24 protein-coding genes are annotated in these 23,616 nt (G+C 65.2%); 2 read left to right on the forward strand and 22 right to left on the reverse strand.

Annotated features, from left to right (window positions below; translation table 11 throughout):
• Positions 1-5 precede the first annotated feature (5 nt).
• Positions 6-548, reverse strand: a complete 543-nt coding sequence (locus K3A84_RS19300; protein ID WP_225011161.1) for a hypothetical protein — start codon at positions 546-548, stop codon at positions 6-8.
• A 336-nt stretch (positions 549-884) separates the two neighbouring features.
• On the opposite strand from K3A84_RS19300, the gene K3A84_RS19305 reads away from it, so the two are divergent.
• The gene (locus K3A84_RS19305) at positions 885-1,325 is read left to right on the forward strand and encodes a hypothetical protein (RefSeq protein ID WP_225011162.1); all 441 of its coding nucleotides are present in this window, start codon (positions 885-887) and stop codon (positions 1,323-1,325) included.
• Here K3A84_RS19305 and K3A84_RS19310 read toward each other — a convergent pair.
• From K3A84_RS19310 to K3A84_RS19410, 21 genes are all read right to left on the reverse strand, one after another.
• The gene (locus K3A84_RS19310; RefSeq protein WP_225011163.1) at positions 1,322-5,047 is read right to left on the reverse strand and encodes a conjugal transfer protein TraG N-terminal domain-containing protein; all 3,726 of its coding nucleotides are present in this window, start codon (positions 5,045-5,047) and stop codon (positions 1,322-1,324) included. The two genes, K3A84_RS19305 and K3A84_RS19310, sit on opposite strands and share 4 nt — an antisense overlap.
• Before the next feature lie 14 nt (positions 5,048-5,061).
• Positions 5,062-6,489: a conjugal transfer protein TraH gene (locus K3A84_RS19315; RefSeq protein ID WP_225011164.1), complete on the reverse strand. Its 1,428-nt coding sequence runs from the start codon at positions 6,487-6,489 to the stop codon at positions 5,062-5,064.
• A 53-nt stretch (positions 6,490-6,542) separates the two neighbouring features.
• Positions 6,543-7,124, reverse strand: coding sequence for a hypothetical protein (locus K3A84_RS19320; protein WP_225011165.1), 582 nt, complete (start codon positions 7,122-7,124; stop codon positions 6,543-6,545).
• The gene (locus K3A84_RS19325; RefSeq protein WP_225011197.1) at positions 7,121-7,990 is read right to left on the reverse strand and encodes a conjugal transfer protein TraF; all 870 of its coding nucleotides are present in this window, start codon (positions 7,988-7,990) and stop codon (positions 7,121-7,123) included. Before K3A84_RS19325 ends, K3A84_RS19320 begins: the two co-directional genes overlap by 4 nt.
• 35 nt (positions 7,991-8,025) lie before the next feature.
• Positions 8,026-8,631 carry a S26 family signal peptidase gene (locus K3A84_RS19330; protein WP_225011166.1) on the reverse strand — a complete coding sequence of 202 codons (606 nt, stop codon included), beginning with the start codon at positions 8,629-8,631 and terminating at the stop codon, positions 8,026-8,028.
• Entirely contained in the window at positions 8,603-9,460 is an 858-nt protein-coding gene (locus K3A84_RS19335) for a type-F conjugative transfer system pilin assembly protein TrbC (RefSeq protein ID WP_225011167.1), read from the reverse strand. Before K3A84_RS19335 ends, K3A84_RS19330 begins: the two co-directional genes overlap by 29 nt.
• A complete protein-coding gene (traN, locus tag K3A84_RS19340) occupies positions 9,432-10,538 on the reverse strand; it encodes a conjugal transfer protein TraN (RefSeq protein ID WP_404823188.1) in 1,107 nt (368 codons plus the stop codon). The genes K3A84_RS19335 and traN overlap by 29 nt, the downstream gene beginning before the upstream one ends.
• A complete protein-coding gene (locus tag K3A84_RS19345; protein WP_225011199.1) occupies positions 10,535-12,397 on the reverse strand; it encodes a hypothetical protein in 1,863 nt (620 codons plus the stop codon). The genes traN and K3A84_RS19345 overlap by 4 nt, the downstream gene beginning before the upstream one ends.
• Before the next feature lie 266 nt (positions 12,398-12,663).
• Positions 12,664-13,680 (reverse strand): TraU family protein, encoded by a 1,017-nt coding sequence (locus K3A84_RS19350; RefSeq protein ID WP_119749715.1) that lies wholly within the window; start codon positions 13,678-13,680, stop codon positions 12,664-12,666.
• On the reverse strand, positions 13,677-14,375 hold the full coding sequence (locus tag K3A84_RS19355) for a conjugal transfer protein TraW (RefSeq protein WP_225011168.1): 699 nt from the start codon (positions 14,373-14,375) through the stop codon (positions 13,677-13,679). Before K3A84_RS19355 ends, K3A84_RS19350 begins: the two co-directional genes overlap by 4 nt.
• The gene (locus K3A84_RS19360) at positions 14,365-14,598 is read right to left on the reverse strand and encodes a hypothetical protein (protein WP_147418806.1); all 234 of its coding nucleotides are present in this window, start codon (positions 14,596-14,598) and stop codon (positions 14,365-14,367) included. Before K3A84_RS19360 ends, K3A84_RS19355 begins: the two co-directional genes overlap by 11 nt.
• Positions 14,595-14,933 carry a hypothetical protein gene (locus K3A84_RS19365; protein ID WP_225011169.1) on the reverse strand — a complete coding sequence of 113 codons (339 nt, stop codon included), beginning with the start codon at positions 14,931-14,933 and terminating at the stop codon, positions 14,595-14,597. Before K3A84_RS19365 ends, K3A84_RS19360 begins: the two co-directional genes overlap by 4 nt.
• Positions 14,930-17,452: a TraC family protein gene (locus tag K3A84_RS19370; protein ID WP_225011170.1), complete on the reverse strand. Its 2,523-nt coding sequence runs from the start codon at positions 17,450-17,452 to the stop codon at positions 14,930-14,932. The genes K3A84_RS19365 and K3A84_RS19370 overlap by 4 nt, the downstream gene beginning before the upstream one ends.
• A complete protein-coding gene (locus K3A84_RS19375; protein ID WP_225011171.1) occupies positions 17,449-18,057 on the reverse strand; it encodes a TraV family lipoprotein in 609 nt (202 codons plus the stop codon). Before K3A84_RS19375 ends, K3A84_RS19370 begins: the two co-directional genes overlap by 4 nt.
• Before the next feature lie 35 nt (positions 18,058-18,092).
• Positions 18,093-19,406, reverse strand: coding sequence for a TraB/VirB10 family protein (locus tag K3A84_RS19380; protein WP_225011172.1), 1,314 nt, complete (start codon positions 19,404-19,406; stop codon positions 18,093-18,095).
• Positions 19,403-20,185, reverse strand: a complete 783-nt coding sequence (locus K3A84_RS19385; protein ID WP_404823189.1) for a type-F conjugative transfer system secretin TraK — start codon at positions 20,183-20,185, stop codon at positions 19,403-19,405. Before K3A84_RS19385 ends, K3A84_RS19380 begins: the two co-directional genes overlap by 4 nt.
• The gene (locus K3A84_RS19390; protein WP_225011173.1) at positions 20,169-20,768 is read right to left on the reverse strand and encodes a type IV conjugative transfer system protein TraE; all 600 of its coding nucleotides are present in this window, start codon (positions 20,766-20,768) and stop codon (positions 20,169-20,171) included. Before K3A84_RS19390 ends, K3A84_RS19385 begins: the two co-directional genes overlap by 17 nt.
• Before the next feature lie 41 nt (positions 20,769-20,809).
• Positions 20,810-21,076 carry a type IV conjugative transfer system protein TraL gene (locus tag K3A84_RS19395; RefSeq protein ID WP_119749732.1) on the reverse strand — a complete coding sequence of 89 codons (267 nt, stop codon included), beginning with the start codon at positions 21,074-21,076 and terminating at the stop codon, positions 20,810-20,812.
• 112 nt (positions 21,077-21,188) lie between these two features.
• Complete coding sequence (locus K3A84_RS19400) at positions 21,189-21,506, reverse strand: hypothetical protein (RefSeq protein ID WP_225011174.1); 318 nt, start codon at positions 21,504-21,506, stop codon at positions 21,189-21,191.
• Between the two features lie 223 nt (positions 21,507-21,729).
• Positions 21,730-22,506 (reverse strand): DsbC family protein, encoded by a 777-nt coding sequence (locus tag K3A84_RS19405; protein WP_225011175.1) that lies wholly within the window; start codon positions 22,504-22,506, stop codon positions 21,730-21,732.
• A complete protein-coding gene (locus K3A84_RS19410; RefSeq protein WP_225011176.1) occupies positions 22,490-22,792 on the reverse strand; it encodes a hypothetical protein in 303 nt (100 codons plus the stop codon). The genes K3A84_RS19405 and K3A84_RS19410 overlap by 17 nt, the downstream gene beginning before the upstream one ends.
• A 401-nt stretch (positions 22,793-23,193) precedes the next feature.
• On the opposite strand from K3A84_RS19410, the gene K3A84_RS19415 reads away from it, so the two are divergent.
• A complete protein-coding gene (locus K3A84_RS19415) occupies positions 23,194-23,589 on the forward strand; it encodes a hypothetical protein (protein WP_225011177.1) in 396 nt (131 codons plus the stop codon).
• Positions 23,590-23,616: the final 27 nt, after the last annotated feature.

A 23,616-nucleotide genomic window follows, 5' to 3' on the forward strand; every position in this document is an offset into this window, starting at 1 on the left:
GGCGGCTAGGCCAACCAGCTTGAGGCCAACGCGACAAGCTGGCGCAGAGCCCCGGCATCCGGTCGCTTGGCCAGCAATTGCAGTACCGTCTCGGATCGCTCGCCATAGCCGTCGAGCGGTGTCGTCAGCAGCATGAGCTGCTCCCATGGGTTCATATCGCCGAGTGCTTCCAGTACGAGCTTGAGATTGCTGACCGTCTCGCCGTCCACGAACTGGGCGGCTGGATAACGAGTCTCGGTCCCATAGGGCACGCCCAGGATCTGGCGGCGCTGGCGTTGCTTGTCGATGGCAGCCGCGCTCACGCCAAGCATCGTGGCAACATGCGCGCGATCGAGCATCCCACCCGCTCGATCCGCCATTTCCTCGCGGAACCTGGCGGTCTTGTCGCGCGCAGCCTTGATGGCATCCAGATCGGAAGGTGAGTCCGGCGCAATATCCCTGCGTGCCACGCTGAGCGCGTGCCGCGGGTCGGCGTCGCTACCGACAATATCGGCCAACGTATCCTCGCTGGCAGACTCGACGGCCTTTGCGATAGCCTTGGTCAGCACCTCAAGCGCCCGGCGACGGAGCGTATCATTCGCCCCAACTGACGCCGTAAGGCGCGATCGGGAGACTGGGCGACGTGCCGGTATGGGAGCGGTAGTGGCCATATCTGTCCTTCCTGTCTCCCATATAGCAATAGATGACAGATGGGACAAGTGCATTGGCTCAGCCGTGGCTGGCCGCGCCATCGCATGCATCGACCAGATATCCGGAGGGGAGGGAGCGGTCGTGGCTTGGGGAGGTTAGCTATGCGGCACGAATTTTTCCCATCGATTCCAGATCGGCGATTCCAAAAGCGTGGGGATTTTGCTACAGCCGTCACGCACAGGAACGCGGATCAAATGTCGCCAGATTCTGCCACGAATACGGATGAACCGATCGTCCCGGCCGAGGAGTGGGTTCGGCCGCGCGCCTCGGACTATCTGTGGCGGCCATGGTACGCGAAGCTTTGGTGGGCTGCGATCCCGATCTACTGGGCCGGGATGGCAACGTCCTTGAAGGTTCCGTCGCTGCAGGACTTCTACGCAAGCGCGCTCGCCGGATATCTCAACGTCTTGTTCTTCCCGATGACCGCGTTGATTGTGTTGGGCGTTGGATATGCGCGCGTCGTCCTCAATCGCTTGGCAGAGGCATCCGTTCCCAGCGAGCCAAGCGATCATGACTTCGGACCAAGGCGTCGAGTTGGAGCGCCACCTCCGGGTTTCGATCCACTGGATCCCCGCTCTGGTGCGCTTTGGATCGGCAACCCATCGAATATTTTGAGGCAGTACCCGCGCCACTAACGCTTCTTGAATTCGGAATCGCCATCGAACGGCCCATGAGCCAGGTCGTTGGAAAAGCGGCCGCTACCAAGCACCGACGATTGCTCAATCGACGTTAGCGGTCCAGTCAGGTCAGCCGTTCCGCGGCCTGAATCAGCTTCCCCAAGATAGCGATTCCGAAGTCCCTCTGGTCCCAAAATCCGGCCGGACAACGTGTCGGTGAAAGTCTGCTCCGGATTTGGGCTGCGCGCTGCGGCGCGCTCAGCCTCAGCAATCGCATTCCGAACATCATAGTTTATGATATCGAGATTGGCCTGAGCCGTTTCACTCGTGGCCCCCGTATCGGTGCTGCTGAACCCTAATTCGCCTCCGATCTTCCCTGATGTTGATTTTGCTGTTTTTCCCTGGCCACCGCGACCACCCGATGTTTGTGTCGTGTCGACACTCCCACCAATCTGAGCACCAACCGTCGTTCCCATGATCGTTTGGTCCTGAGCGCTTCGCGTGACGGACCGTTGCCAGCCGGTCTGGGCGATCACGGCCTGAACGTCGCGCTGAAGCGTATCGGCAACCTGCGGCTTCAGCCGCCAGTCGCCCTTTCGGTCCATCTCGAACCCGCCGCGAAGCCAATTCGCCATGGCTGCGTGGCCTTCCTCGCCGCCGCCCATGAAATGTTCGATCGTATCAGGGCCGGCCTGCTTGCCTGCCTCGAACCGCGTGCTGGTGTCGTTGCGCGCGGATTGTTGAAACCCAGCGCTGCTGGAGACAAGCAGGTCATTCTCGGCAAAGCTGAAGCGGGCATGACCTCCTTGCGCAAGCGCGCCAAACTGACTGTCGTTGATGAGCCCGGCACGGAGCAACTGACCTGCCTGATCGGCGGTCAGGTTCATCGCGAGATCGCCATTTTGCGCCATCGCTAGCTCGCGCTTGGACATGGTGATGCCGTGGCTGCGTAGCAGCCCCTGCATGCGGCTGAGCCGCTCGTTCTCGACGATGCGCGACATGCGTTCGTTGCCGGCGCGATCGGCGATGCCCGCAGCACCGCCCTCCGCCATATCGACCTGGTTGCCGGCAGTCCGGCTTAGTGCCTGGATGAAGCTGTCGAGCCGCGCAGCCTCGCGCGTCGAGACGCCGGCCGCGGCGGCACCTTCGGCAAATCCGAAATTATCGGCCTGCCGGCGCTGCTCTCCGATCCGTGCCGCAGCACGCGTGCCACCGGTTCCCACCTCGCGCTGGGCATCGAGTTTGCCTGAGCGCTCCGCAAAGTCATAGCCAGCGGCCTCGCGGGTCCGGCCATAGACGCTGGTGCCCTCGCGGCCTGCCTCGGCGGTCGCGCCGTCCGCTGTGCCGACCTGGGTCGCGGCATTGTACGTCTCGAGGGCGTGAAGCACCTGCGCCTCGTTGCGGCCAGTTGCGCGGGAGAGTTGGGAGATGGCGGAGCTGCGGGCCTCGCCCGAAAGCGCGTTGACGAAGCCGATGCGGCGCGCGGTCTCCTGCGGGGAGAGGCCGAGCATCTGCGCGGCGTCGCGTTGACCCTGGTTGGTGCCGGTGCGCAGCGCCTGCTCGGTCGCGACATTGCCGCGCTCGAGGCCCGCGACATTGTCTCCGGCGAAGTCCCTCCGACCTTCCATAGCGCCGACATGGACCTGGGCCGACGTCAGATCGTTGGCGAGCATCTGTTCCTGGTCATAGGTATTGGCGATCAGTTTAGCGAAGGTCGGATCGGACTGCGCCTCGCCGATCACGCCCGACGCCTTCAACTCAGCATCCTTCGCCGAATAACCGCCCCGCTCGAAATGCCGCGTCGCCGCCTGCATCATCATCCCGTAAGCGCGCTGGTCGCCGAACGCGCGCCATTGGACCAGATTCTGCGCGAATGCGCCGAACGCCTTCTCGCCCGCCTCGCCCCCGCCGAAATAATTGGTGCCAAGACGCCGGAGCGCGTCCTTCTCCGCGAACTGGTGGATCGCGCTGGTTGCGGCATTGGCCTGGACCGCCCGCGCTACCTGCGGGTCGCCCAGGTCGCGGCCGTTCAACGCGGGCGCCAGGCTGCCCATCTGCCGAGCCCCCTCGATGCCGCCGAGCGCGAACGCCGTGCCTCCGGCCGTGCCGGGCCGCTCCCCGAGGATTCGGTTGGCTTCGCCGAAGGCGCGGTTGGCGCCGAAGGTGGAACGCTCGCCGAAATCCCCGAAGCTCGCAGCCGCGCCCGCCCGGGCGCGGGTGCCGGAGGCCGACGCCTGGCTCTCAAGGGCCGACGCATAGCCCTCGGTGGTGGCCATGGGAGCCGCTGCGGCGGTGCCCTGGCCGGCGACGCCAAGCGCACCGCTCGTGAAGGACGTGAAAACGTTGCCGGAGAACCGGAACACGGTGAACACGAACGCGCCGGCGAGGCCCGCTGCTGCCGTGCGGAAGCTCCCGAAGATCGCCAGCGCCTTCATGGCCGCGGACGGCGCGAGCAGCCAGGCATTGGCGCCGAGCGCGTTCGAGCGCATCTCCTCGAGTACATCGGCGGCGCGGCCGAGGGTCAGCTGATAAATCCCGGCATCGATCACGCCCCAAAGCGCGACGAACACGAACAGGCCGAGTGCGAAGCTTGCGACCCGCAGGTTGATCGGCGTCAGGATGAACAGCAACGCGACGGGGATCATGAACAGCATGATCCCAAACACGGTCGCGCGGATTGTCGGCATCCACTCGTTCGCGACTGACATGGTCGCCAGCCCGTTCGATACCACTGCGCGGTTCGCCATCACGCGCGCCGCCGTTGCCGGTGAATCCTCGAACAGCACGTCGCCCACGGTGTTGCCGAGCAGGATGTGGGTCATCAGCGCCTGCGTGGTGAGTGGGCGACCGAGCATCATCTGTCCCATCTCGCCCAATTGCTCGCGGCATCGCGCGAGCTGTTGGGCGTTGCCGGTATCGAACCCGGTCCGCGCGCAGACCTGGCGGCTATAGCCCTCGAACAGGGTCGGGTCGGACAGTCGATCCGAGATATGCGCCCAGGCGTCGGTGCAACTCACCGTCGTGCCGCCCTTGTCGGACTCCGTGTAGACCGTCGAGAAGGTCGCCGGTCCTGCCATCGCCGCAAAGGCAGCCGGAAGGTCGGTGGTGGTGCGGAACAGCTTGTCATCATCGACGCCATAGGCAGCCGAGACGCGCGCGACCGGATAGCATTGACGGATATAGTCCTTGATCGTCGCATCGAGGAAGGTGTCGGTCATGGGACCGCGTGGGCTGACGGCGTTGAGGAAAAGGTCGAACGAATGGCCGCCGGCGCCGAACTCGATCTTGGCATCCGGATCGAGCGTATTGTCGTCGATCGTCTCGACCAGCGCGCGCTCGATCATGTTGGTCGCGCCCGCCACCAGCACCAGCAAGACCGGCACGTCGCCGACCGGCTGGTAAGCATTGCGGACGCGGTCATAGACATGGACCGTCCCGGTGGTGGCGACGAGCCCGACGAACAGCCCGACGCCGATGAGGATCTGGAACCCGAACGCGACCAGTCCCATACCGGAACCGCGGACGCTGGCGAGCAGCGCGCCCAGGCCGATGCCGACAGTCGCGACGATCAGCACCAGCGTCTCGTAACGCGGGTCGGCGAAGATCATCGAGACCAGGCGGAACGCATCGACGGTCTCGGCGAACCCGTCATAGGTGTGGAAGCTGGTATCGACCGCCAGGGCCGGGGTCGCGGCAAGCAGCGCGGGCAGGGAGGCGAGAGCCTTGGTGAGGCGGCGCACGGCGATCTCCTCGGCTATTGGTTGCGTGCAGCGGCGGCGCCGGCGGCGTCGCGCGCATCGCGGTCGCGCTGGCGGATCAGGCCAGCATAGTTGGCGGAGAGGTTCGCCTGGTCGAGCGCCGCCATATAGCTTTGGCGCATCTGCGCGCGCTGACGCAGCACCTCATCGCGCAGGTCGCGCAGCTGCTCGATCCCCTTGACGAGAATCCGGGTCTGGCAAATATTGGCGCTGTTGCCGTCCGCAGCGCCGGCCGCGCTGGCGCCGCGCTCGGCATTGCTCACGGCGAAGTCGATGGATCGCGTGAGATCGTTGAGCATCTGGTAGGCGAGGGTCAGTGCCACCAGCTCATCGGTGTCGCCAATGACCGAGTCCACCACGCCCTGCCGAACGCCCCATTCCAGCATGCGATAAACCGGCAGCGTCCGGACATTGGCGACGAACTGCCGCTCCTCGGACGTGAGCGCCGCGCGCGTGCGGATCTTGGTGGCGATCGACTGCATCCGTTCGCGCGCAAGGACCAGCGCGCCGCGGCCGGGGCCATCCTGCGAGCAATCGGCGCCGGTCGGCGGCACGTTCAATGTTCGCTTCTGTACGCGTCCGGTCAGGAAATCCTGCGCACTTTCGGTGTCTTGTGCAGGGCATTGGGGAATGGCTGTGAACAGCGGAACCTTGTCCGCGGGATCCCAGCGCATATAGACGTCGCCGACCCTGGCGCGCATCACGCTCGCCCAGTCGCCCGCGCCGACGCGGGTGGCGGCATGGCCGAGGAGCGAACCGGTGCGGAAAATCTCGGTCACTTCGGCCGGGCAGTTGGTCAGGGAATCGCGCAGATCCTCGGTCGGATTGTTGTTGTTCGCCTCGATCCGCTCGCGGCTCTGCTGATAGCTCTTCGAGAAGCCTTGCTTGACCGAGCGATAGCCGGTCATCTCCTCGATGATGCCGGACATATTGTCGTCGCCCTTGGCGATCTGGACCATGCGGTTGGCGAGCCGGCAGTCGTTGACCTGGATCGAATTGAGGAAGTTGGTGGCTGCCTCCATCTTCGAGATGATATTGCCCATCTTCTCGTCGAGCGTCTCAAGCAGATACTGGAACGCCACCGCTGGCGCGGCCTGGAGGATGCTTTCCAGCTTCTGGACCAGATAATCGGGATCGAGGAACGACATGCCACCCAGGAACATGTCGATGCCACCGCAGCCGGCCTTCACCTTGGGCAACGTCACCGACATCAGATAGTCGTTGTGGACATCGACCCGGCCCGACATCCCGCCGGCCGTCACATAGCCGCGGGTCTGATCCTCGAAGCTGCCGGGGTTCGTATAAGTGACATTGTCGAACCAGCTCTCGGCCCAGCTCTGCGCGCTCGCCGGTGCGGCACTCGCGCCGATCGCGAGGATCAGAGCCGTGAAAGGGATGCGGACGCGGGCAAACGCTAGAAACATGGCGGACTCCCATAGAGATCAAAGGGGAGGGAAGGTGCCGAGCCCGCCATTGCTCAGCGCCTTCCCAGTGACCGTGCCGGCATCCCGACGATGCCGGTGAACTTCGACATGGCGCGCACGCCCACTGCGGGCCGGACGCCCGTCAGCATCTTCGCCGCCAGATAGAGATTGCGCGCGAGATTGGGTCCGTGGTCGGTTCCGACCGCGATCGGCACGACGCGGCCTGCATCGGCGATCGGCCGCGCCCAGGCGACGGGGTTTCCCACCCAGGGAAGGCCGAGCCGTCCCGAGCGGATCATCGCTTCCTGGGCGCCGATCGTTCGAACCTGCCAGCCATAGCGCCGTCCGAGCGTGGCGAGCTTGGTCCAGAGATCGCCACAGGGCACGCAACCGGGGCTGGTGGTCATCTCGATGACGAACGCCGGTCCCTGGCCACGCAGCGTGGCGTTGAAATCGTCCGGGAAATCACGCGTCACCGGAACCCGCGACAACCAGGCCTGCATGGTCTGGACGTCTGCGACCGGATGGATCGCGGCTCGCATGGCCTGCTCGCGCGCAACAGTCTGGGCAGCCGCAGCCGACCCGGTGGCGAGCACGATCTCGGGAATGCCGATCAGGACGAGGAGCTTGATCATCGATCCGGCCCCACACTGGCCTCGATGAGATCGCCACCCAGCGCCCGCGGATCGGTCGCCGAGACCGGTCCATTGCCGAGCGCGTCGAAAAATCCGTCATCCTCGCCAGGACCGGTCAGGAACTGTTCGGGGCGGATGTCGCCGCGCAGCAGCCGCACCGCCTGATAGGCCATTTGCGCTAGATTGGGATATGCCTCGACGCCGCTCGCAATCACCATGCGCTGCGGGCTGCCGCGGCGGATGACCATCGTGGTCGGCGTGATCTCGACGCCAAACCGCTGCCCGACCTCGGGCCGCTTGTCGACGTCCATCAACGTGACCTGCCAGCCCATCTCTTCCTGGAAACGCTGGACGATGGGCCATTGGACGCGACAATAGCCGCAGGTCGACCGTGAAAACATGACCAGAGCGAACTCGCCCGCATGCACCCGAAGATACGCACGGCGGATCGCGTCCTTTTCAGCGGTGAGCTCGGCGCGGGCATCGCCGACCATGGGGTTGGCTGACTTCGAATTGAGCTCGGGATGTTGGAGCATCGCCAGTTGTGTGACACCGGCGAACGCCCGAGCCTTGCGCCGCGCAAAGTCCTGCAGCCGCCAGAAGTCGGCGACCGCATCGACCGTCAGCACGGTTGCCGCATAATCGCGCTGCTGCTCGATCAATTTGCGGATCTTGGGCGGGGTCCAGGTCGCGAGCTCCGCCATTGGCGGAATGGCCGGTTTCCGCAGCGCGTCTGGGTCATCCGATGGCGGCGAGACCGGCTTGGGCGCTTCGTACCACCAATAGCCCTGCTTGAGTGCCGGACGCGGCGCGGGCGTGGCGGTAGAGCTTTGCGCAAGCGCGGCCGTGGCTGAGAACAGACCCATGGCAGTCGCCACGATGATGCGAGTGTGGCGCGCGTTCACAGCAGCCGCTCCATCCGCGTCAGCTTGGCTGCCGGCACCAGGCCGAAATAGCGGCTGTCGAAGCCGCGGGGATGGTGCGAGCCGACATAGATCATGCCGGGCGGGATCACCCCGCTCCACTGCATATGCTCAAGCTTCACGCCGTGAATGCCATAGGGAAGGCTGACGCCAAGTAGTTGGCCGTTGCAGAAATAATGACCGTCCCATGCCTTGGGCGCGCCGATCGACGGTGTCTCGATCATGGTCAGGCGCTCACCTGGCATGCACAGGGCATATTTGGTCACATTGACGGGCTTGGGTCCGGCGATCGGGTGGCGGAGCGTGAACATCACATAGTCGCCCTTGGCGATTGTCCCGGGCGCCTTGCGTACCGCAAAGGCTTCGATCGAGGGGCTCATCACCAGGCTGACCTTGGGAAGGGTGATTGCCGCGAGGAGGGCCACCGGCAGCACGAAGGCGAGCGCTCGCCACAGCCGGGTCGGTCGCGCCGGCTCGCCGTGGCCGGGCGCGCCGAGCGCAACCGCAGCCTTGCCCGGCAATCGCCGGAGCCGCGGCCAGAGGTTGAGAATGGCGCTAACGAGCGCCCAGAAGAGCCTGAGCATCGCGCACCTCCTTGTCGCCGCCCAACCGGGCATATTCCTCGAACAGGCCCGAGAGCGCGCTGTCGCCATAGACGACGTGGCGTGCTCTGGGGCTCTCATCCTCCCGCTCGCAATAGGCCTGGGTCGGGTCGCCCGGAATCATCGCCAGTGCCGGCACCCTGCTGACGCCATGCTGGCGGAACACGATCGGATCGACGATGAGCTGGACGCCCCGCATCGCGCAGGATGGCCCCTCGCAGCCGGGATCGATCCGCAGGATCTCAGCCGACAATTTCGCCATCGGCCCCACCTTATGGAGCCCCCCCGGCATCCCGCGAAAGGCAAGCACGCCATGCACGCGCTCGAGCTGCGCCGCATAGGTTCGCAGGATCGAGACCGGGATCGACGATGAGACAAACAGCACCGGCACCCACGCCTTGACCGTGGGGGAGGGGCCTGCCTTGGCCACGGCTTCCATCTCACCGGGTTCAAGTCCGAGTGCCTGGCGCAATCTCTTGGCTTGCCCCTCGCGCTCCTCTGCCATCCGCGCCTCGCCGGCAGCCAGTGCGGCGCGGGCGCGCGCGTCGATTTCCGGTAACGGAGTCCGGCTGCGGAGCCCCTCGAACGCGCGTCGACGTTCCGCCTCACCTGGGGTTGGTGGCAGCTTGGGATCCGGCACGTCAGCATGCCCCTCTTTGGCGCGCGTGACAGCGCCTTTCACGCGCTCCATCGCGGCATCGCCCTGATCCTGGATACGCTCGCGCGCGGAATCCTGGGCGAGCGCCACGGTCGCGATGGCGAGTCCGGCCAGGACGAGGGCGCTATTCGCCGACCGCCTTGAGATACGCATCGACGCGCTCCTTCATATCGATCTGGATGTCGGACTGGGCGCGAGCCTCGATGTCCGCATAATATTCGGAGAGATCCATCTTGCTGAAATCCAGCGCCTGGAACTCTTCGGGCGTGAAACCTCGGCACATCGGCTTCTTGGGCGTCCCCCACAGATTGCCGTTGAACGCCTTGAGCTGGGGGCGGCCCTGCTCCTGGATGATCCGGCCGAGCTTGGTGTTGAAGCAGCAATGGCCGCGCGCCTTTTGCAGGCAGATGCCGAGAAAGCTCGAGGTGCAATAGCTGCCGACCTCGTGGCACATGCCCGAGCCGCGCAGCATGCCGACCTCCATATCCTGTTGGTCGCAGCCCTGGAGCAGCACCTCGATCATGAAGTTGACCGCGAGGCTGATCGCGATCGAGGTCGGATCGAGGCCGATGATCAGCGCATTGGCGCCGGCGTTCGCCGCCTGGCCGGCCGTCGCCCCGGCCCGGAAGGCGGCATAAGCCGCGCTCATGCCGGTGAAGACGCCCTTGGCGACCGCGATCTTGGTACCGATCGAACCGACTGACGACCCCATTCCGTCCTTGACGATCTTGCCCTTGTCCTTGCAGCAATTTGAAAGGGTGGTGCTGATCCCGGGGGGCCGGCAACGCATCGCGCGGCCGCCGAAGATCTCGACCGTGCCCAAGCAATTGCCATCTGCATCGACCGGACCGTCGGGCGCCGTCCCGGGATCCTCGATCGGGGGCTCCTCTACGATCGGGTTGCTCGCGACATCGGCGCAGGCGTGCGGTGAACAGGTCGCGCCGCCATTTTTGGGCAAGCAGGAAAATTGTGGTCCGAGCGGGCAGCTAAAGTCCCCGCTAGGCGCAGCCAGGCAGGCGGTCTCCTCGAGTGGGCACTGGTACTGACCGCTTGTCGTGATGCTGCAATAGGCCATCTCGCCGGCGTCGGCCGCGTCGCCGTTCCCATTGAGATCGGCAGCGCACATCTGCTGTGCGTAGGCCGGACGCGCCTGGCAGGATGCGACGAGGGCGCAGGCGAAGAGCATGGCATGCGCCGCGCCACGCGGCGAGAGGAGCCAGCGCGCGATCATCGCACCGTTCCCGTGCAGACCAGGTCAGCGCCGCCGAGGCGCACGGTCTGCATCATGACGACAGCCTCGGGAAAATCGTCGAGGCAGCCGCAGGCCGAGACGATCTCCTCGCCGGGGCCGGTTGGACAGACATTGTCGGTTCCGCAAGCATGATAGAAAGTGTCGTAGGCGGTGGGATCGTTCTGCAGGCTGCCGACGACACCCGCAGGGGCCGCGGCGGTATTCACGCGCGGCGCGCGGGTTTTGCAGATGGACTCGCATGCCGGCACGCTGCCGCGATCGGGCAGGCTGAACGGCCGTGTCGATTCCGCGAAACTGCCATCGCCCTGGCGCGCGCGGTCGGCCAGCATCGTCTCGGTCGAATGGTCGATGATGTAGGTGCCGCGGCTCGTATCCGGCTTCGGGAGCGTTGTGCTGTCGATCTCGCAGCGATAGGTCCGATCCTTCTGGAAGAAGTCCCGCGTGAGCGATACCGGGCAGGTTTCCGTGCCGAGCAGCCGTGTCTGGGGCAGCGGGCGTAGTCCCGTGCTGATGCCGTTGCGAAAGGTCTGGACGCCGTCGACTAGCTCGCTGTCGACCCTGCATTTGGGATCGGCGGCGATCGCGCCGCAGCGATCGACCAGTTGCTCGACGGTCTTGCAGCTATCGTCGACAACGACATGCACTTGGCCCAGGCCCTCGCCGCCATCGGCGACGGCGACGCGCAGCCAGATTTCGTGGTCACCGGCCGTGAGCCAGGGTTTCAGGTCGAGATTGGGATAGGCGTAGAAGGTCTTCTTCTTCTCGCATCCGCTGGGCGGGAAGCCGGTCGATGTCCATGGGCTTGGACCGGACGCGACAAGCGTCCCGTCGATCCGGACCTGCGCCCAGTCGTCCGCATAAAATTGCGCAAGCCGTGCTTCGACGATCCGATCGGGATCCCCGACGCGCAACGTCATCCTGAAGTCGAACAGCCGGCAGCTTCCGCCCGCGAGGCTGTTGTCGTTGGGGGAGCCGAGATAGAAATCGAGCGATGTGCCGTCCTTGATCGTCGCATAGCCACCGTTCGTGCGGCTGATGACGTCGTCGGCGCCGGTCTTGAGGACGGTCACCTGGCGCTCGATCGTGCAGTGGCGCATCTGCTGCGCGGTACCCATCCCGACAGGCGACCCCGCGAGTGCCTGAAAGACAGTGTTGCTGCTCGACACGACAAAGGCATCGCCGGCCAGCGCGGAAGGGTTGGCGCGATAGCCGGTCTGGGCAAGCGAGGGATCGCTTGCGCAAGCGGTCGACTGGGCGCCAACATAGCGGATCGCCGGTCCGTCGATTACCGCTTGCGCGACGCCAATTCGCGGGTCGGCCGTGGTGAGGGCGCCGATCATGCCGCCGCCCAAATCCCCGAGCACCGAGGGCATGTTGGACCAGGCGAGATTGGCGCCGCAGCTATTGTTGATGCAGTAGCAGCCAGCGAGCTCGGGCATGTCAACCTGTGTGAGCTTCAGGGTGCGGGCACTATCGACGTCCCATCGGAAATAGTTGCACTGGTTCCATGTGCCCGGCTGGCACGAGATCACCCCATTCGCGCAAATCCCGGAAACCGGCACAGGCAGGTTGATGCGACTGTCGACCGTGCCATCGAGATCGGTATCGCGCGCGATCTGGACCGTGCCGAGATCGCCGGAGGATGCCGGCTGCACCAGCACTTCCATCAGCGTCGCCGTCTTCTGGCAGGCGAGATTGGGTGTGAATGCCTTGCTGGAATCGACCGTCGTGATTGGCTGGCCCGACAGACCGGGCGTCACATAATTACGCTGAATCGCCTCGCTGTCCCCGGACTTGGCGCGCGCGGCTTCAGCCGCGGTACGCGCCCGTTCCTCCATCGTCTGGGCGAGCACGGGCGCGGTGGAGAAAAGGGTGGCCAGCGCGGTCGCCTTCACGGTCCAGACCAGGGGGAGCAGCCCGGACCGCCAGGGGAGCGTGACGGCCGCGCTGGCCGTAGGTGGAGCGACGCCGCGGGGGGACATCGGCGCCGCTCCCGCCTCGCGTGCGCGCCAGCGGCCGTAGAGGCCTTGGCGGACAGACCCCCGGTTATTGCCGGCGGCGTGCGCGAGACGTTCGAGATGGGATTTGGAGGGAAGCTTGTCGGTCATGGCACCGGGATTCCGGCGCAGCAGATCATTTTTTCGAAAAGCATGAACTGGGCGTTGTCCTTGCCGGGCGCATGCTTGCCGCTCGTCCAGAGCGCGCCGGGCCGGCCGATATTGACGCACTTCCCGCCTTTGACGGGTTCCATCAGCTGGAGCTTGTAGCGCGACTTGGTCCAGATCGGGCTGGGCTTGAACGAGCAACCATCGGACGAGCTGATCGTAAGCGCGCCCAGACGGCCCATCATGAACGTGCCGCGCGCGGCGAGCCCGGCCCAGGCTTCGACGCTATCGTCGAAATGAATGTCGCCGGCGATCGGATAGGTCGCGCCCCACGACCCCATGCACCAGAAGAGCGGATCGATCACCTTGCCAGCGGCCGCTGCCGCGCTGTCGCCCATGCAGGCGAGGCCGGCTGCGGGGTTGCCGAACAATATGCCCTCGGGCTGGATAATCGCGCCCAATGTGCCCGACTGCCAGGTCGGCAGGATTTCCGTGATCAGGGCCACGTCGAACCCGTCATCTTCCAGGCATGGGAGATCGGTGAACATGTCGAGCATCGCCCAGACCGGCGAGATGTAATAATGCATCTGCGCGAACATCTTGCGCGTATTCGTTCCATCCGAGATCGAGGATTGACTGCCCTGGAGCTTGCCGCCGGTGGGCATGAGATCGGCGCCGAGCGCCATCATGCAGCCCGGCTCGGTCACCACATCGACCATGCGGTTGGGCGACCAGTAGGAGACCTTGACGCCAAACCAGAACTGGACGCCCTTGCGGCAGGCGCAAAGCGGCTTCGATGCAGACTGCGCATCCAGCGCCTTGTCGAGCTTGTCGAAGCTGCCGATGCGAACGCCGCCGACCGTGATCGGGAAGATGCAGGTCCAGCGCACCTTGGTGATCGGATTGAAGACCGTGCCGGTCTCGCATTTCGAGGCATGGGCCTGGCTCGGCCAGGCGAGCGTGCCCGCGAGGCCAATGGCGAGGCCGATGAGGAAGATCTGCCAGCGCCGGATCATTGCGCGCCTCCCGCGCCGCCGAGGGGCAGCCTCCGGCTGCGCGGCCCGAACTCGGTCAGCACCAGCTTCTGGCCTGCTTGCGCGACCACGACTGGCGCGACGGTCAGCCCCAGCCGTTCCTTCACGCGCTCCTCCAGGATGTAGATCGCGCGGCCGGTCTTCTCGGTGAGCGTGATCGGATCACCGCTCTCGCCGCCCAGCGCCGTCAGCAGGATGAAGTCGCTCGGCCGTGCGGTCCGCAGCGCCCAGCCAAGGTCGCGCGGATGCACCACCACCAGCCGCTGCGGCAGCTTGACAAAGGTGAGCGGATTGAAGGTGAAGCCCTTGGGGTAGAGCGTCTTGCCGTCCGGCAACTGGATGTCGAAGTCGAGGGTATAGAAAGGGACCACGGTCCGCACCCGATCGGCGGTAGCCGGCGCCAGCGCCGCGGATTTGAGGGCGCTCCACTTCTCCCGTGGGCCAAATGCCTTGGACATGTCGCGCGGCAAGGTGGCGACCTTGGCCTCGATCTCGGAGAGCGCGTCGGGCTCAGCGATCGGCCAGGTCCGGCCAATCGTGCTTCGTCCGGTCGGCGCCGTCTGCGCGTCCGCGGCAATGGCGAGTGCGCCTGCCGCGAGGATGAGCGCTGCGACGGTTGTCGCCTGGCCCAGCGCGACAAGACGCGCGCGGGGCGGGAAGGGGAGATCAGCGGCCATTGCGGCGTCTCCAGTCGGTGGGGGGAGGATCCGGAAGGCCGACGAGCGCGCCGATCAACGATGCCCCGGAGACGAAGGTCACGAGCCAGACGATCATCCGCAGGTGCGTCGCGATGCCGGGCGCGAGCATCAGCAGATAGGTCTGCACGAACATCAGCACGAAGCCGCCAACGGCGAGGCGCACCGAGCTCGGCGACGGCTTTCCAGACAAGAGACCGCTCATGACGCCCTCCACCGCTTGAACCGGGTCAGCAGGCGCGCGCTCCAGGCCGAGAGGCCGAGCAGCAACAGGCCGCTTGCGAAGCATGACGCCGCGACCAGCACGGCGGCGCGGGCGACCATCATGCCGGGCTGGTCGAGGGCGATCCCCGCGGCGGCGACAAGCGCGCCCATCATCACGGTCTCGATCGCGACCAGCCGGAATTTCCAGATGACCGACTCCGCCTCACATCGGGCGGCAACCCGTGCTTCGATCACCCGTTCAAACTCGTCCTCGGCTGTGAGATCGAGCGGCAACTGGTCCGGGTGGGACAAGTGGGTACGGCCCATCGCCATCATTCCGCTGCCTGCCGGACCGTGTCCGGCGTGCCGAGGATCTCGGCGGGGTCGACTCCGGCCAGGCGGCAGACCGCATCGAGGGGAGAGAAGCCCTGCCGCAGCAGGCCTTCGAACGCTGCCACCTCATCGGGCGCGGAAGTGTTGATCCAATAGGAGAAGGGATCCACGACCAGCCGCGCAATGCCGAGCCCCAGCGGGGAGTCGATGAACACCTCGCTATAGTTGGGCTTGGAATTGCGGACCGATTTTAGCAGGTCGAGGACAAACCCCGAATAGTCGAGGATCTTGTTCTCGACGGCGCGGTCATAGGTCGACCCCTGCAGCAGGAACCTGGTCGCGGCATTTTCGAGGATCACCTGGCCCGTGCCGCCGAACAGCATCAGGTCGTTCATCGACTGCAGCACGATGCCGAACGAACCGCGATATTTGCGCGCGCGCCGATAGCCCTGGCCGAACGCCTCGGCGAGGCGGCTGAGATCCTGCCCTTCGGTTCGCGTCATGAACTGCGCGGCCTCGTCGCACAGGACAAAGCGCGGACGATCGCGGGCCGAGAGGTAGAGTTCCTGGGTGACGGCGTTCACCACCACCATGACGATGACGTTGAACAGGTCTGGCATCGACTTGAGGCGCTCGAGTTCGAGCACGACGAACTCGTCCGAGCGGATGTCGAGGGTGGAGGGGCCGTTGAAGTAATGGCCATAGGCGCCATCGGAGCCGAAATCGCGAAGATTGAAGGCCAGCTCCCGGGCGACGGGCACGAGATGCTCGACCCGGTCGAGATCGCTGCCGGCATGTGCGGGGTAAGTGCCGAGCCACTCGCGGACGGAGTCGATCCCATGGTCGGCACGGCCCGTGTCGATCGTCCACTGAACCGCCGATTTCAGCAGGTTCCATTCGGAGGTCGAGACGCCCTTGCGGGTCGAGGCGTTGGCCATTTCTGCGACGATCGCCACCGCCATGGTGATGGCGGACTGCTTGTCGTCCCCGTCGAGCGCGAGACCCATATCGAACGGGTTGAGGACCAGTTGTTCCTCGCCGATATCGATATAGCGGCCCGAACACAGCGTGCAGAGCTTGCGGTAGCTCCCGCCGATGTCGATGATGCGGATGAGCGCGCCGCACGCGAAATATTGCTGGCACAGATTGTTGAGCAGGAAGCTCTTGCCTGCGCCGGATTCGGCCGAGACGATGAAATTGTAATTGTTGATGCGCGGGTCGAAGAGATCGAGCGTGATGAGCTGGCCCTTGCGCCCCGTATAGAGCAGCGCCGGCCGGCCGCCGCCCCGGAAGTCGGTCTGGATCGGCGCCATCAGGACCGCCGCCTTGACCGGCATCCGGAAGTCGCGCTCGAGCATGCGCAGCGTCGTCCGGTCCGGGTAGAGCCCGAAGGGCAGGCTCATCGCCAGCAGCGTTGGATTGAGATAGCTCTCCTCCTGCATCGAGAAGGGAAGCGGCTCGCTTTCCCACAAGCGCTTGGCGCGTGCGGCAAGATCGCGGGCATGGGCACGGTCGCGGCCGAAGACCCAGACTGTCGGGATGACGCGGACGAACTTGGAATTGCCCGCCTCGTCGAGGATCCAGCCTATCTCCTCGATCTGCTTGCCGACCTCCACCGCGAACGAGCCCGCCGCCTTCTGGGCCGAGAGGATCTGCGCACGCTTGTGGATCTCGAACTGCGAATGATCGAACAGGATGTTGAGTGTGTAGAGGAACGGCCCGCCGATCTGGTCGCTATCCTCGGCCGAACCGCGCATACCGCCCAGCAAGCGGTTTGCGCGCTCGGCGGTGATGCGCCGTGCCGGCGCCTTGGGCGTCAGGCAGCGCGCAACCTGGTTGCCAAGGAAGACCTCCTGGCCTTCGAACACCAGGTCGGGACCAGCATCGATGATCTGCTTGGCGAGCGGCGGTGCGCCTATCGTCTCTCCATCGGCGAACACGCCGGGCGCGGGCTGTGCGACGCCGTTGAAGATGCGCCGGTAGAAGGCGATCATCTCCCCGGGCTCGAGCCGGCGAATGCCGAGCTTGGCGAGCTGTTCTTCAACCTGGCGGCGCAGGTCCTCGCCAAGCGGTCGCCGGGTCTTGACCGACAGCAAGGTCCGGAAGTTGCGGACGGGAATGCCGTGCAGCGCCTTCAGGCCATGGCGACCCCGGCTCAGATATTCGCGGGTCCGCCGCGCGGACGCCTGGATCAGCGGATCGTCGCGGGTCTTGAGGTCGAGAAAGGCGTCGAGCGCGTCATCGATCAGCGGATCGGCGAAGGTGTGGAGCTGGAGGACCGTGCCATCGGGGAAATGGATGTTGAGCAGGCCCTGAAGCGCACCCTGGACATGAGCGAACAGGTACGCGGTCGGCACGATCTCCCAGGCATGGCCCCAGCAGTCGTCAATGCACAGGAACGCCTCGGTCTCCGCGTCCCAGGCGACGAGCGGCAGATAGTCCGAATAGGCGTCGCGGCGCACGGCATTGCGCATCCGCGCGTAAGTGAGTCCGCCACCGCTCTTGGATCCGAGCGCGGTCATTGCCGCGGCTCCGTCGCGGAGGCGATCGGTGCTTCGGGCGGGTCACTGGCCGCCGCCGGTTCCTGGACCTGGCCGAGGATCGGCGCCTTTGACGCATGGCTCGGCGGAGAGACCAACGTGCCCCCGACCACCCAGACCGGCTTGTCGACGATCGAATAGACATAGCGCGGCATATACAGCCGGTCGGGCCGCTGGCGGTCGGCATAGGGCAGGATCAGGGTCCGGACCGTGCGCGCGGGCTTGAGCATCGGCGTCACCGGCGCCTCGATCAGGCCCTTGAGTTCCTGATAGACGCTGTCGCGATAGCTGCCATATGCGCTTGGTGCCGGAGCCCGTCCGCTGCGTGGCGCGCCCGATGTGACGGGCTTTTCGCGCAGCATCTTGCGGTCGTTGGTGACCGCGGGATCCGACTTCGATGCGACGCCTGCAACCGCATCCTCATAGGCTCGGCTCGGATGGATGCATTGACCGTGATCGTCATTCTTGCACGAGAATTTCTCGCTATAGGGCGACATGAGCGAACCCATGGTCGCGCAGCCTGAAAGGAGCAGACTGGCTCCGGCGGCAAGCGCAAGCGCTCCGCCGCGCATGGTATGTTTGGGCATGGACGGTGCTCCCTGGAAGATGGTCGATCGGCGCATCAGAACTTGGCTCCGACCGAAGGCTTGATCTCGAGGGCCAGGCCCTCCTGGATGACGACCACGACGTCCTTGGCGGCGCCCACCTCGACAACCGGCCCCGCCTGGCGGGCAAGATCGAGATAGAAGTCCGTGAGCTTGTCCGAGGATCGCGAGAGTCCGCCGGCGATGCCGGTCTTGGCTGCATCGCCGGCGTCGAGGGTCCGCACGCTGCCGAGCGCCGATGTCGAGACATCGCCGAACGTGCCCTCGACCGATTGCGCGATCCCCGCGATCGTGCCGGCGATGAACGAGCGCGCGAGCGTCGCTCCGGCGCGGGTTACGACCTTGCCGGACAGGCCCTTCTTGCCGTCGGCATCGACGAAGAATCCCTTGATGGGCTGGTCGACCACGGCATGCTCGTCGAAATCGACGCACGAGATCGAGACGAGCTGGATCTCGACCCGCTCCTTGGCGAGACTGCCGGTCGCATTGCCGATGACGAAGCACCCGGACAGATTGGCCTTCACGTCATTCGGCAGCACGGCGGGGGCCTGGACACGCGCGATGATCGGTTCGGGATTGCTCGTCGCATCGCGGCTCGCGAGCGCGTCGACCCCGGTCAGCAGCCGCGCCTTCATGAAACCAGGTGGCAAATAGATCGTCCGATTGGCTTTTTTTGATCGTGCCCCGCCGGCCGCGCCTCCCTCGCCAGCAGCCGTGATCGCGGCGCCGATTGCACCGACCTGGCGCTCGGTTGGCGGCGCTGGTGGAGCCGGGGGCGCCGCAGGGGCCGCGGGCGGGGGTGGCAGCGACGCGCCATCCGAATTCGCCTCGGGCGGTGCGGGTGGATAGGTAGGCGCCTCCCCAGGCAAGGCCGGCGGCAATCCCGCGTCGGTGCCATCTGGCAGTGCGTGGCCCGCAGCGCCTCCGCCCGGAACGACCTTGCCTTCCTCGATCGCGGTGACTCGGTCGCCGAGCAGCGACTGGCCGTCGAGGATCTTCTGCAGGTCCCCCCGCATTTTCACTTCGAGGCTGTCGCCGCGGAGGCCGGCGCCCATGTCCAACTTGGAGGCCTCGGGCACTGGCGCCAGATCCTTGGTGCCGCTGGAACTCGCCGAGTAGAGGCCATAGCCGACCAGGGCGATCGTCGCCGCGACACTGATCTGCTTTGCACGCAGCTTCTGGTCGGAGGTGAGGCGCGACCATTGCGCGCGCAGGTCGAGCAGGGCCGGGCGGTCGGTATCAGCCTCGAGGGGTGCATCTGTGGACACGCCGCCGAGCGGTTCGGGCTGGGGCGCGGCATTGGTCGCGCCGGGGTCCATTGACGCGGTCATTGGCCGACGCTCCGGCGCACGACGATCAGACGCGCGCTATCGCCCTGGCCAAGCGCGAGCCGGTCGAGCGTCACGGCGAAAATGTCCGGGCCGAGCGCGCTGTCGAGAAAATTGCGCTCTTCGAGCGCCACCTGATTGCTCGTGCTCACCAGATACTCGCTGGCCGACAGTCCAGCACCCTCGATATCGAGACGGCGGCGCTCGCTGATCGTGATGCTCGGCAGGTCGGGAAGCGTCAGCCGTTCGCGGCTCGGAGCGACTTCGGAGAAAGAGGCGGGAACGCGGTCCTGCAGAAGCGCCAGCACGATGCCAACCGCGCGCTCTTCCTCGACCAGCGGGCCCAGCAGCGCGTCATTGGCCCGTGCCCGCTGGGCGGCGCCTGGCACCAATGTCACCGTCTGGGCCGGCATGTCCGCCGGCTCGGCATAAAGCGGATAGATCGCGCCGTTGCACGAGACGAAGAATTCGGACGGCGTCGTCACATAGGTCCGGGTTTTCGCGCCGCCCCCTTCGATATTCGGGTCATCGGTCTCGAGCACCAGGAACTTGACCCAGGCGTCGGAGCCGCCGCGCTCGACGGCCAGGCCCTTCTCCGCGGAGAATTTGACGTCGTCGATGTCGCCACCGACACACACGATATGATTGACGTCACGGTTGGACAGCCGGATGCGGCTGGTCTGGTCGGGCAGGGCCGCGACCGATTGGGCGAGCGCCGGCGCTGTGGCGGTGAATGCCGCCAGGGCGCAGACAAGCCTCAGGCTTCTACCGAATCTCGGCACTGAAATTCTCCTCCTGAAGGGCGGTCAGCCAGAAGCGGCCGTTGTCGATCGCGTAGCGAATGCGCAGATTTCCGCGGAACTTGCGGATCACGCCGCCGATGACACGGACCTTTTCCACGGGCACGACGATCTCGGTATCGGTGTAGGTCACCGGTTGATCGGCCCGGATGTAGGTGGCGATCGAGAGCGTCGGATTGCTGCTCAGCTCGTCGAGCAGCCGGTTCAGGCTGTCGCGCAGGCCATTGAAGGCGCTCGGATGGACGAGGCTCAGCAGCTCCTGGAATTGCCGGTCGGCCGAATAGGATGAATAGGTTCCCGCCATGCTGACGATGTTGCGGGTGATGGTGCGCAGATAGGTCGCCGACGGCTTGTTGCCGGTCACATAAAGGTCACCCCCCGCACCGAAGGGTACGATCACGGTCCGCTGGTTCTGGTTCGACGTGTAGAGGACCGTGCCGAGTACCGCGGTGATCCCGAACAGGCCGGCGATCGCGAACTTCAACAGGCGATTCTCTTCGAACAGGTTCGCCGAACCCTGCAGATAGCGGTGAAGGTGCCAGCTTGGCCGCGTGTCACCGATCATGTCGGCAGCGACCTTGCGTCTGAAGGGATGCCCCATGCGCTCTACTCGAAGAAGCGGGTCTGTGTCGGACCCGGATAGTTGCGGAATTTGAGCAGACCCCAGCGCCAGGCGAGGTGCGGGATGAAACCGCGCGGCTTGCTCCGTTTCCAGGGAATGAAGAGGAGAAGGACGCCGAGGAGCGCCCAGCCGATCATGCCGCCGACAATCACGGCGACGAAGATGGTCGACATGACCACGATGAATTCCTGGGAGTCGAACCAGAGAATCTGGACCGGCCGGTGCAGGAATTGTGGAAGACGTTCGTCCAACGCCCTTCTCCCTTGCTTCATCACGCGTCAGCGTGACCTCCGAGGGATGACCACCACCCCCCGTCTCGGAAGGCGCGACCGCGCCGGCAGCGCCGGCCCGGCACGCCGATGCTCAGATCACCATGCCGAAGGTCTGGAGGATGCTGTCCGCCTTGATCAGGCAGACGGCAGCCACGATCGTCGGAATGCCGATCATGATGTTGCTGAACAGGCGACTGACGCCGAACAGGAAGGCGGCGACGCCCGCTACGAAACCGAGCGGACCCTTGACCCCCTGGTTCACGACGATGTCGTAGATGTCGTAGCCAAGGTCGCCCGCGGCGGGTGCCGTGAACGCATGGGCAACGGTGGTGCCGACCAGCGCGGCCAGAAGGACCAGGACGGCCGCGTCGATCGTGCGGAAGGTCCTGCGCGCAAGCAGTTTGAGCATTGATGGTCTCCTTGGAAGCGGAGCCGTCCGAACACATGCCTGCCGGCACCGATTGAAATCGTTGTCGGCCGACGGCGACACTGGACGGCTCCGGAGGAGCGCGGCCGTCGGCATCCCGGCCCTCGCACCACCCGGCGCGCGCTCGGTGGAGCGGTCGCGCGGGACGGGGATGAGGCCCGCCAGATCGAGGTCAACGCGGTCGCCTACGGCCGCGAACCTGGTGTCAGGGACGCGCATCTGCGTGCCCCTGCTTTTGCTCGAGGAACGCCTCGAGTTCGGCCTGTTGAAAGCCGGAGATCAGCTTGCCGTCGACGAACAATGTCGGTGTCCCCGAGACACCCATCTTCTTGACGGTCAACGCGTCCTTGGTGACCTTATCCGCCCCCGCGGCGCATTTGAGCAGTTCGGCGGGGCGCGCACCGGCATAGACTGCTTTGAAAGCCGCGACCTTGTCGGGCGAACAGAGAATGTGCTCGGCTTTCGCCGCGGCGTCCGGATGGATGCCGCTGACGAAATAGATCAGGCGCTGCACGACCTCGCCCTCGGCAGCCTTCACCGCCCAGAACCGCTCGAGCGCCTGACAATAAGGACAGTCGGGATCGGTGAACTCGATGATCTTTGGCGCGCCGGCCGGACCGATGACCAGTGCCTCGTTCGGGTCGATGGCCCCGAGGCGCTTCCGCGCGCTCGCATCCTGCGCCATCGCCGTGACGTTGAGGCCGTTCTTGTCGTAAACCGCTGCGAACAGCAGGTGCCCGCTCTCCGGCGCGAAATAGATGATGCGCCCGCCTGCGGTCGCCTGATAGATTGGTCCCTTGACGGGCGCTGGCCCGAAATCCTCGAAGCTGAGGTTGGTGAAGGTCTGGCGCAATTGACGCTGGGCGTCCGCGGCCGCCGCGGGCAGGGGATCGGTCGCCGATGCAATCGGTGCATCCTGCGCAAAAGCGGATGTCCCGGCGATCAGCAGCGACGCTGCCAACAGTTCAGCGGCGCGGCGCATGCGAAGCCTCCTTCGCGGTGCTGGTGGCGAGCGCGAAGATCTTCGCGTCTACCGTGAGTGATGCGCCGATCGGGATGACGGACGCCGCCGCCACCCTGTCGACCTGCGTGAGCGGCTGGTGGCGGATCGAGTAGCCCTGATCGTCCTGAACGATCGCCAGGCGGCCGCGAGCAGCACAGGGATAACCCTCGGCGTCAGGCCGATAATTTTGAGCCTGAGCTTGGGGCGCGAGTAGGCTGGTCGCCAAGATCGCAACAAGTCCGGTCGATAGGCGTGGAAAGGTCATGAGACACGTCTCCTCGTGGCGCGAATCCGCGCTTCGGTTCAGGGTTTGGAAGGTGCGGATCGAGGGACTGCGGACGTTAGCTAGAGCCGCCCATGACCACCGATCCGGTGTGCCACGAGCAATGCCGATGTCTTGAAATGCCTGCAATAGGGAGGGCACTGAAGTGCCGAACCGGCGAAAGAAAGCTTATAAGTCCGCAACTTGAATATTGGAGACCATCACGCGCTCAATTGGACGCTAAATGTACCCGAGCGGCACTGAAGTGCCGCTTTGGTCATGGTTGGAGTAGGGTGAAGGCCGACTTTCGCCCCGAAACAGCAGCAAATCGCCATCGGGAAGGGGGTAGCAAGCGAATGGGCCGAGCAACACGAACCTTCAAACTCCGGCTCTCGCCGGCCGGGATGGATGTGCTCATCGACTCGCACTGCCATCTGATTCGCACGACACGCTGTCTGCTTGCATGGGGCACTACGCTGCATGTGGCTGTGAACTATCTCGATACGGTCCCTGCGAGTGCAATCGTCGATTCTTTGAATGCCCTCCGAGCGGCAAAATTGAGCGGATCGGAAGAGCATCACGTCGGTGCGCCGCATCGCCTTTGGGATATTGCTTCTCAGATTGCCGAGCGCGTTCGACGTGCCACGCCGGATCGTGAAGCGCCCTCCCTTGGAAGCATCTACATTCTCGCGCTCCAGCATCTTGCGCGGGCGGATGGCGCACAGCTCCTGGCTGCCTTCGAGCGCGCACGGCCGCCCGTGAAGAGACCGCCCATCGTCGATGGCGAGATTGCTCAATGATTTCAGAAAGCTGGCAGCCAATGCTTG

It is taken from the genome of Novosphingobium percolationis, from assembly GCF_020179425.1.
In the GTDB taxonomy this organism is placed as follows: domain Bacteria; phylum Pseudomonadota; class Alphaproteobacteria; order Sphingomonadales; family Sphingomonadaceae; genus Novosphingobium; species Novosphingobium percolationis.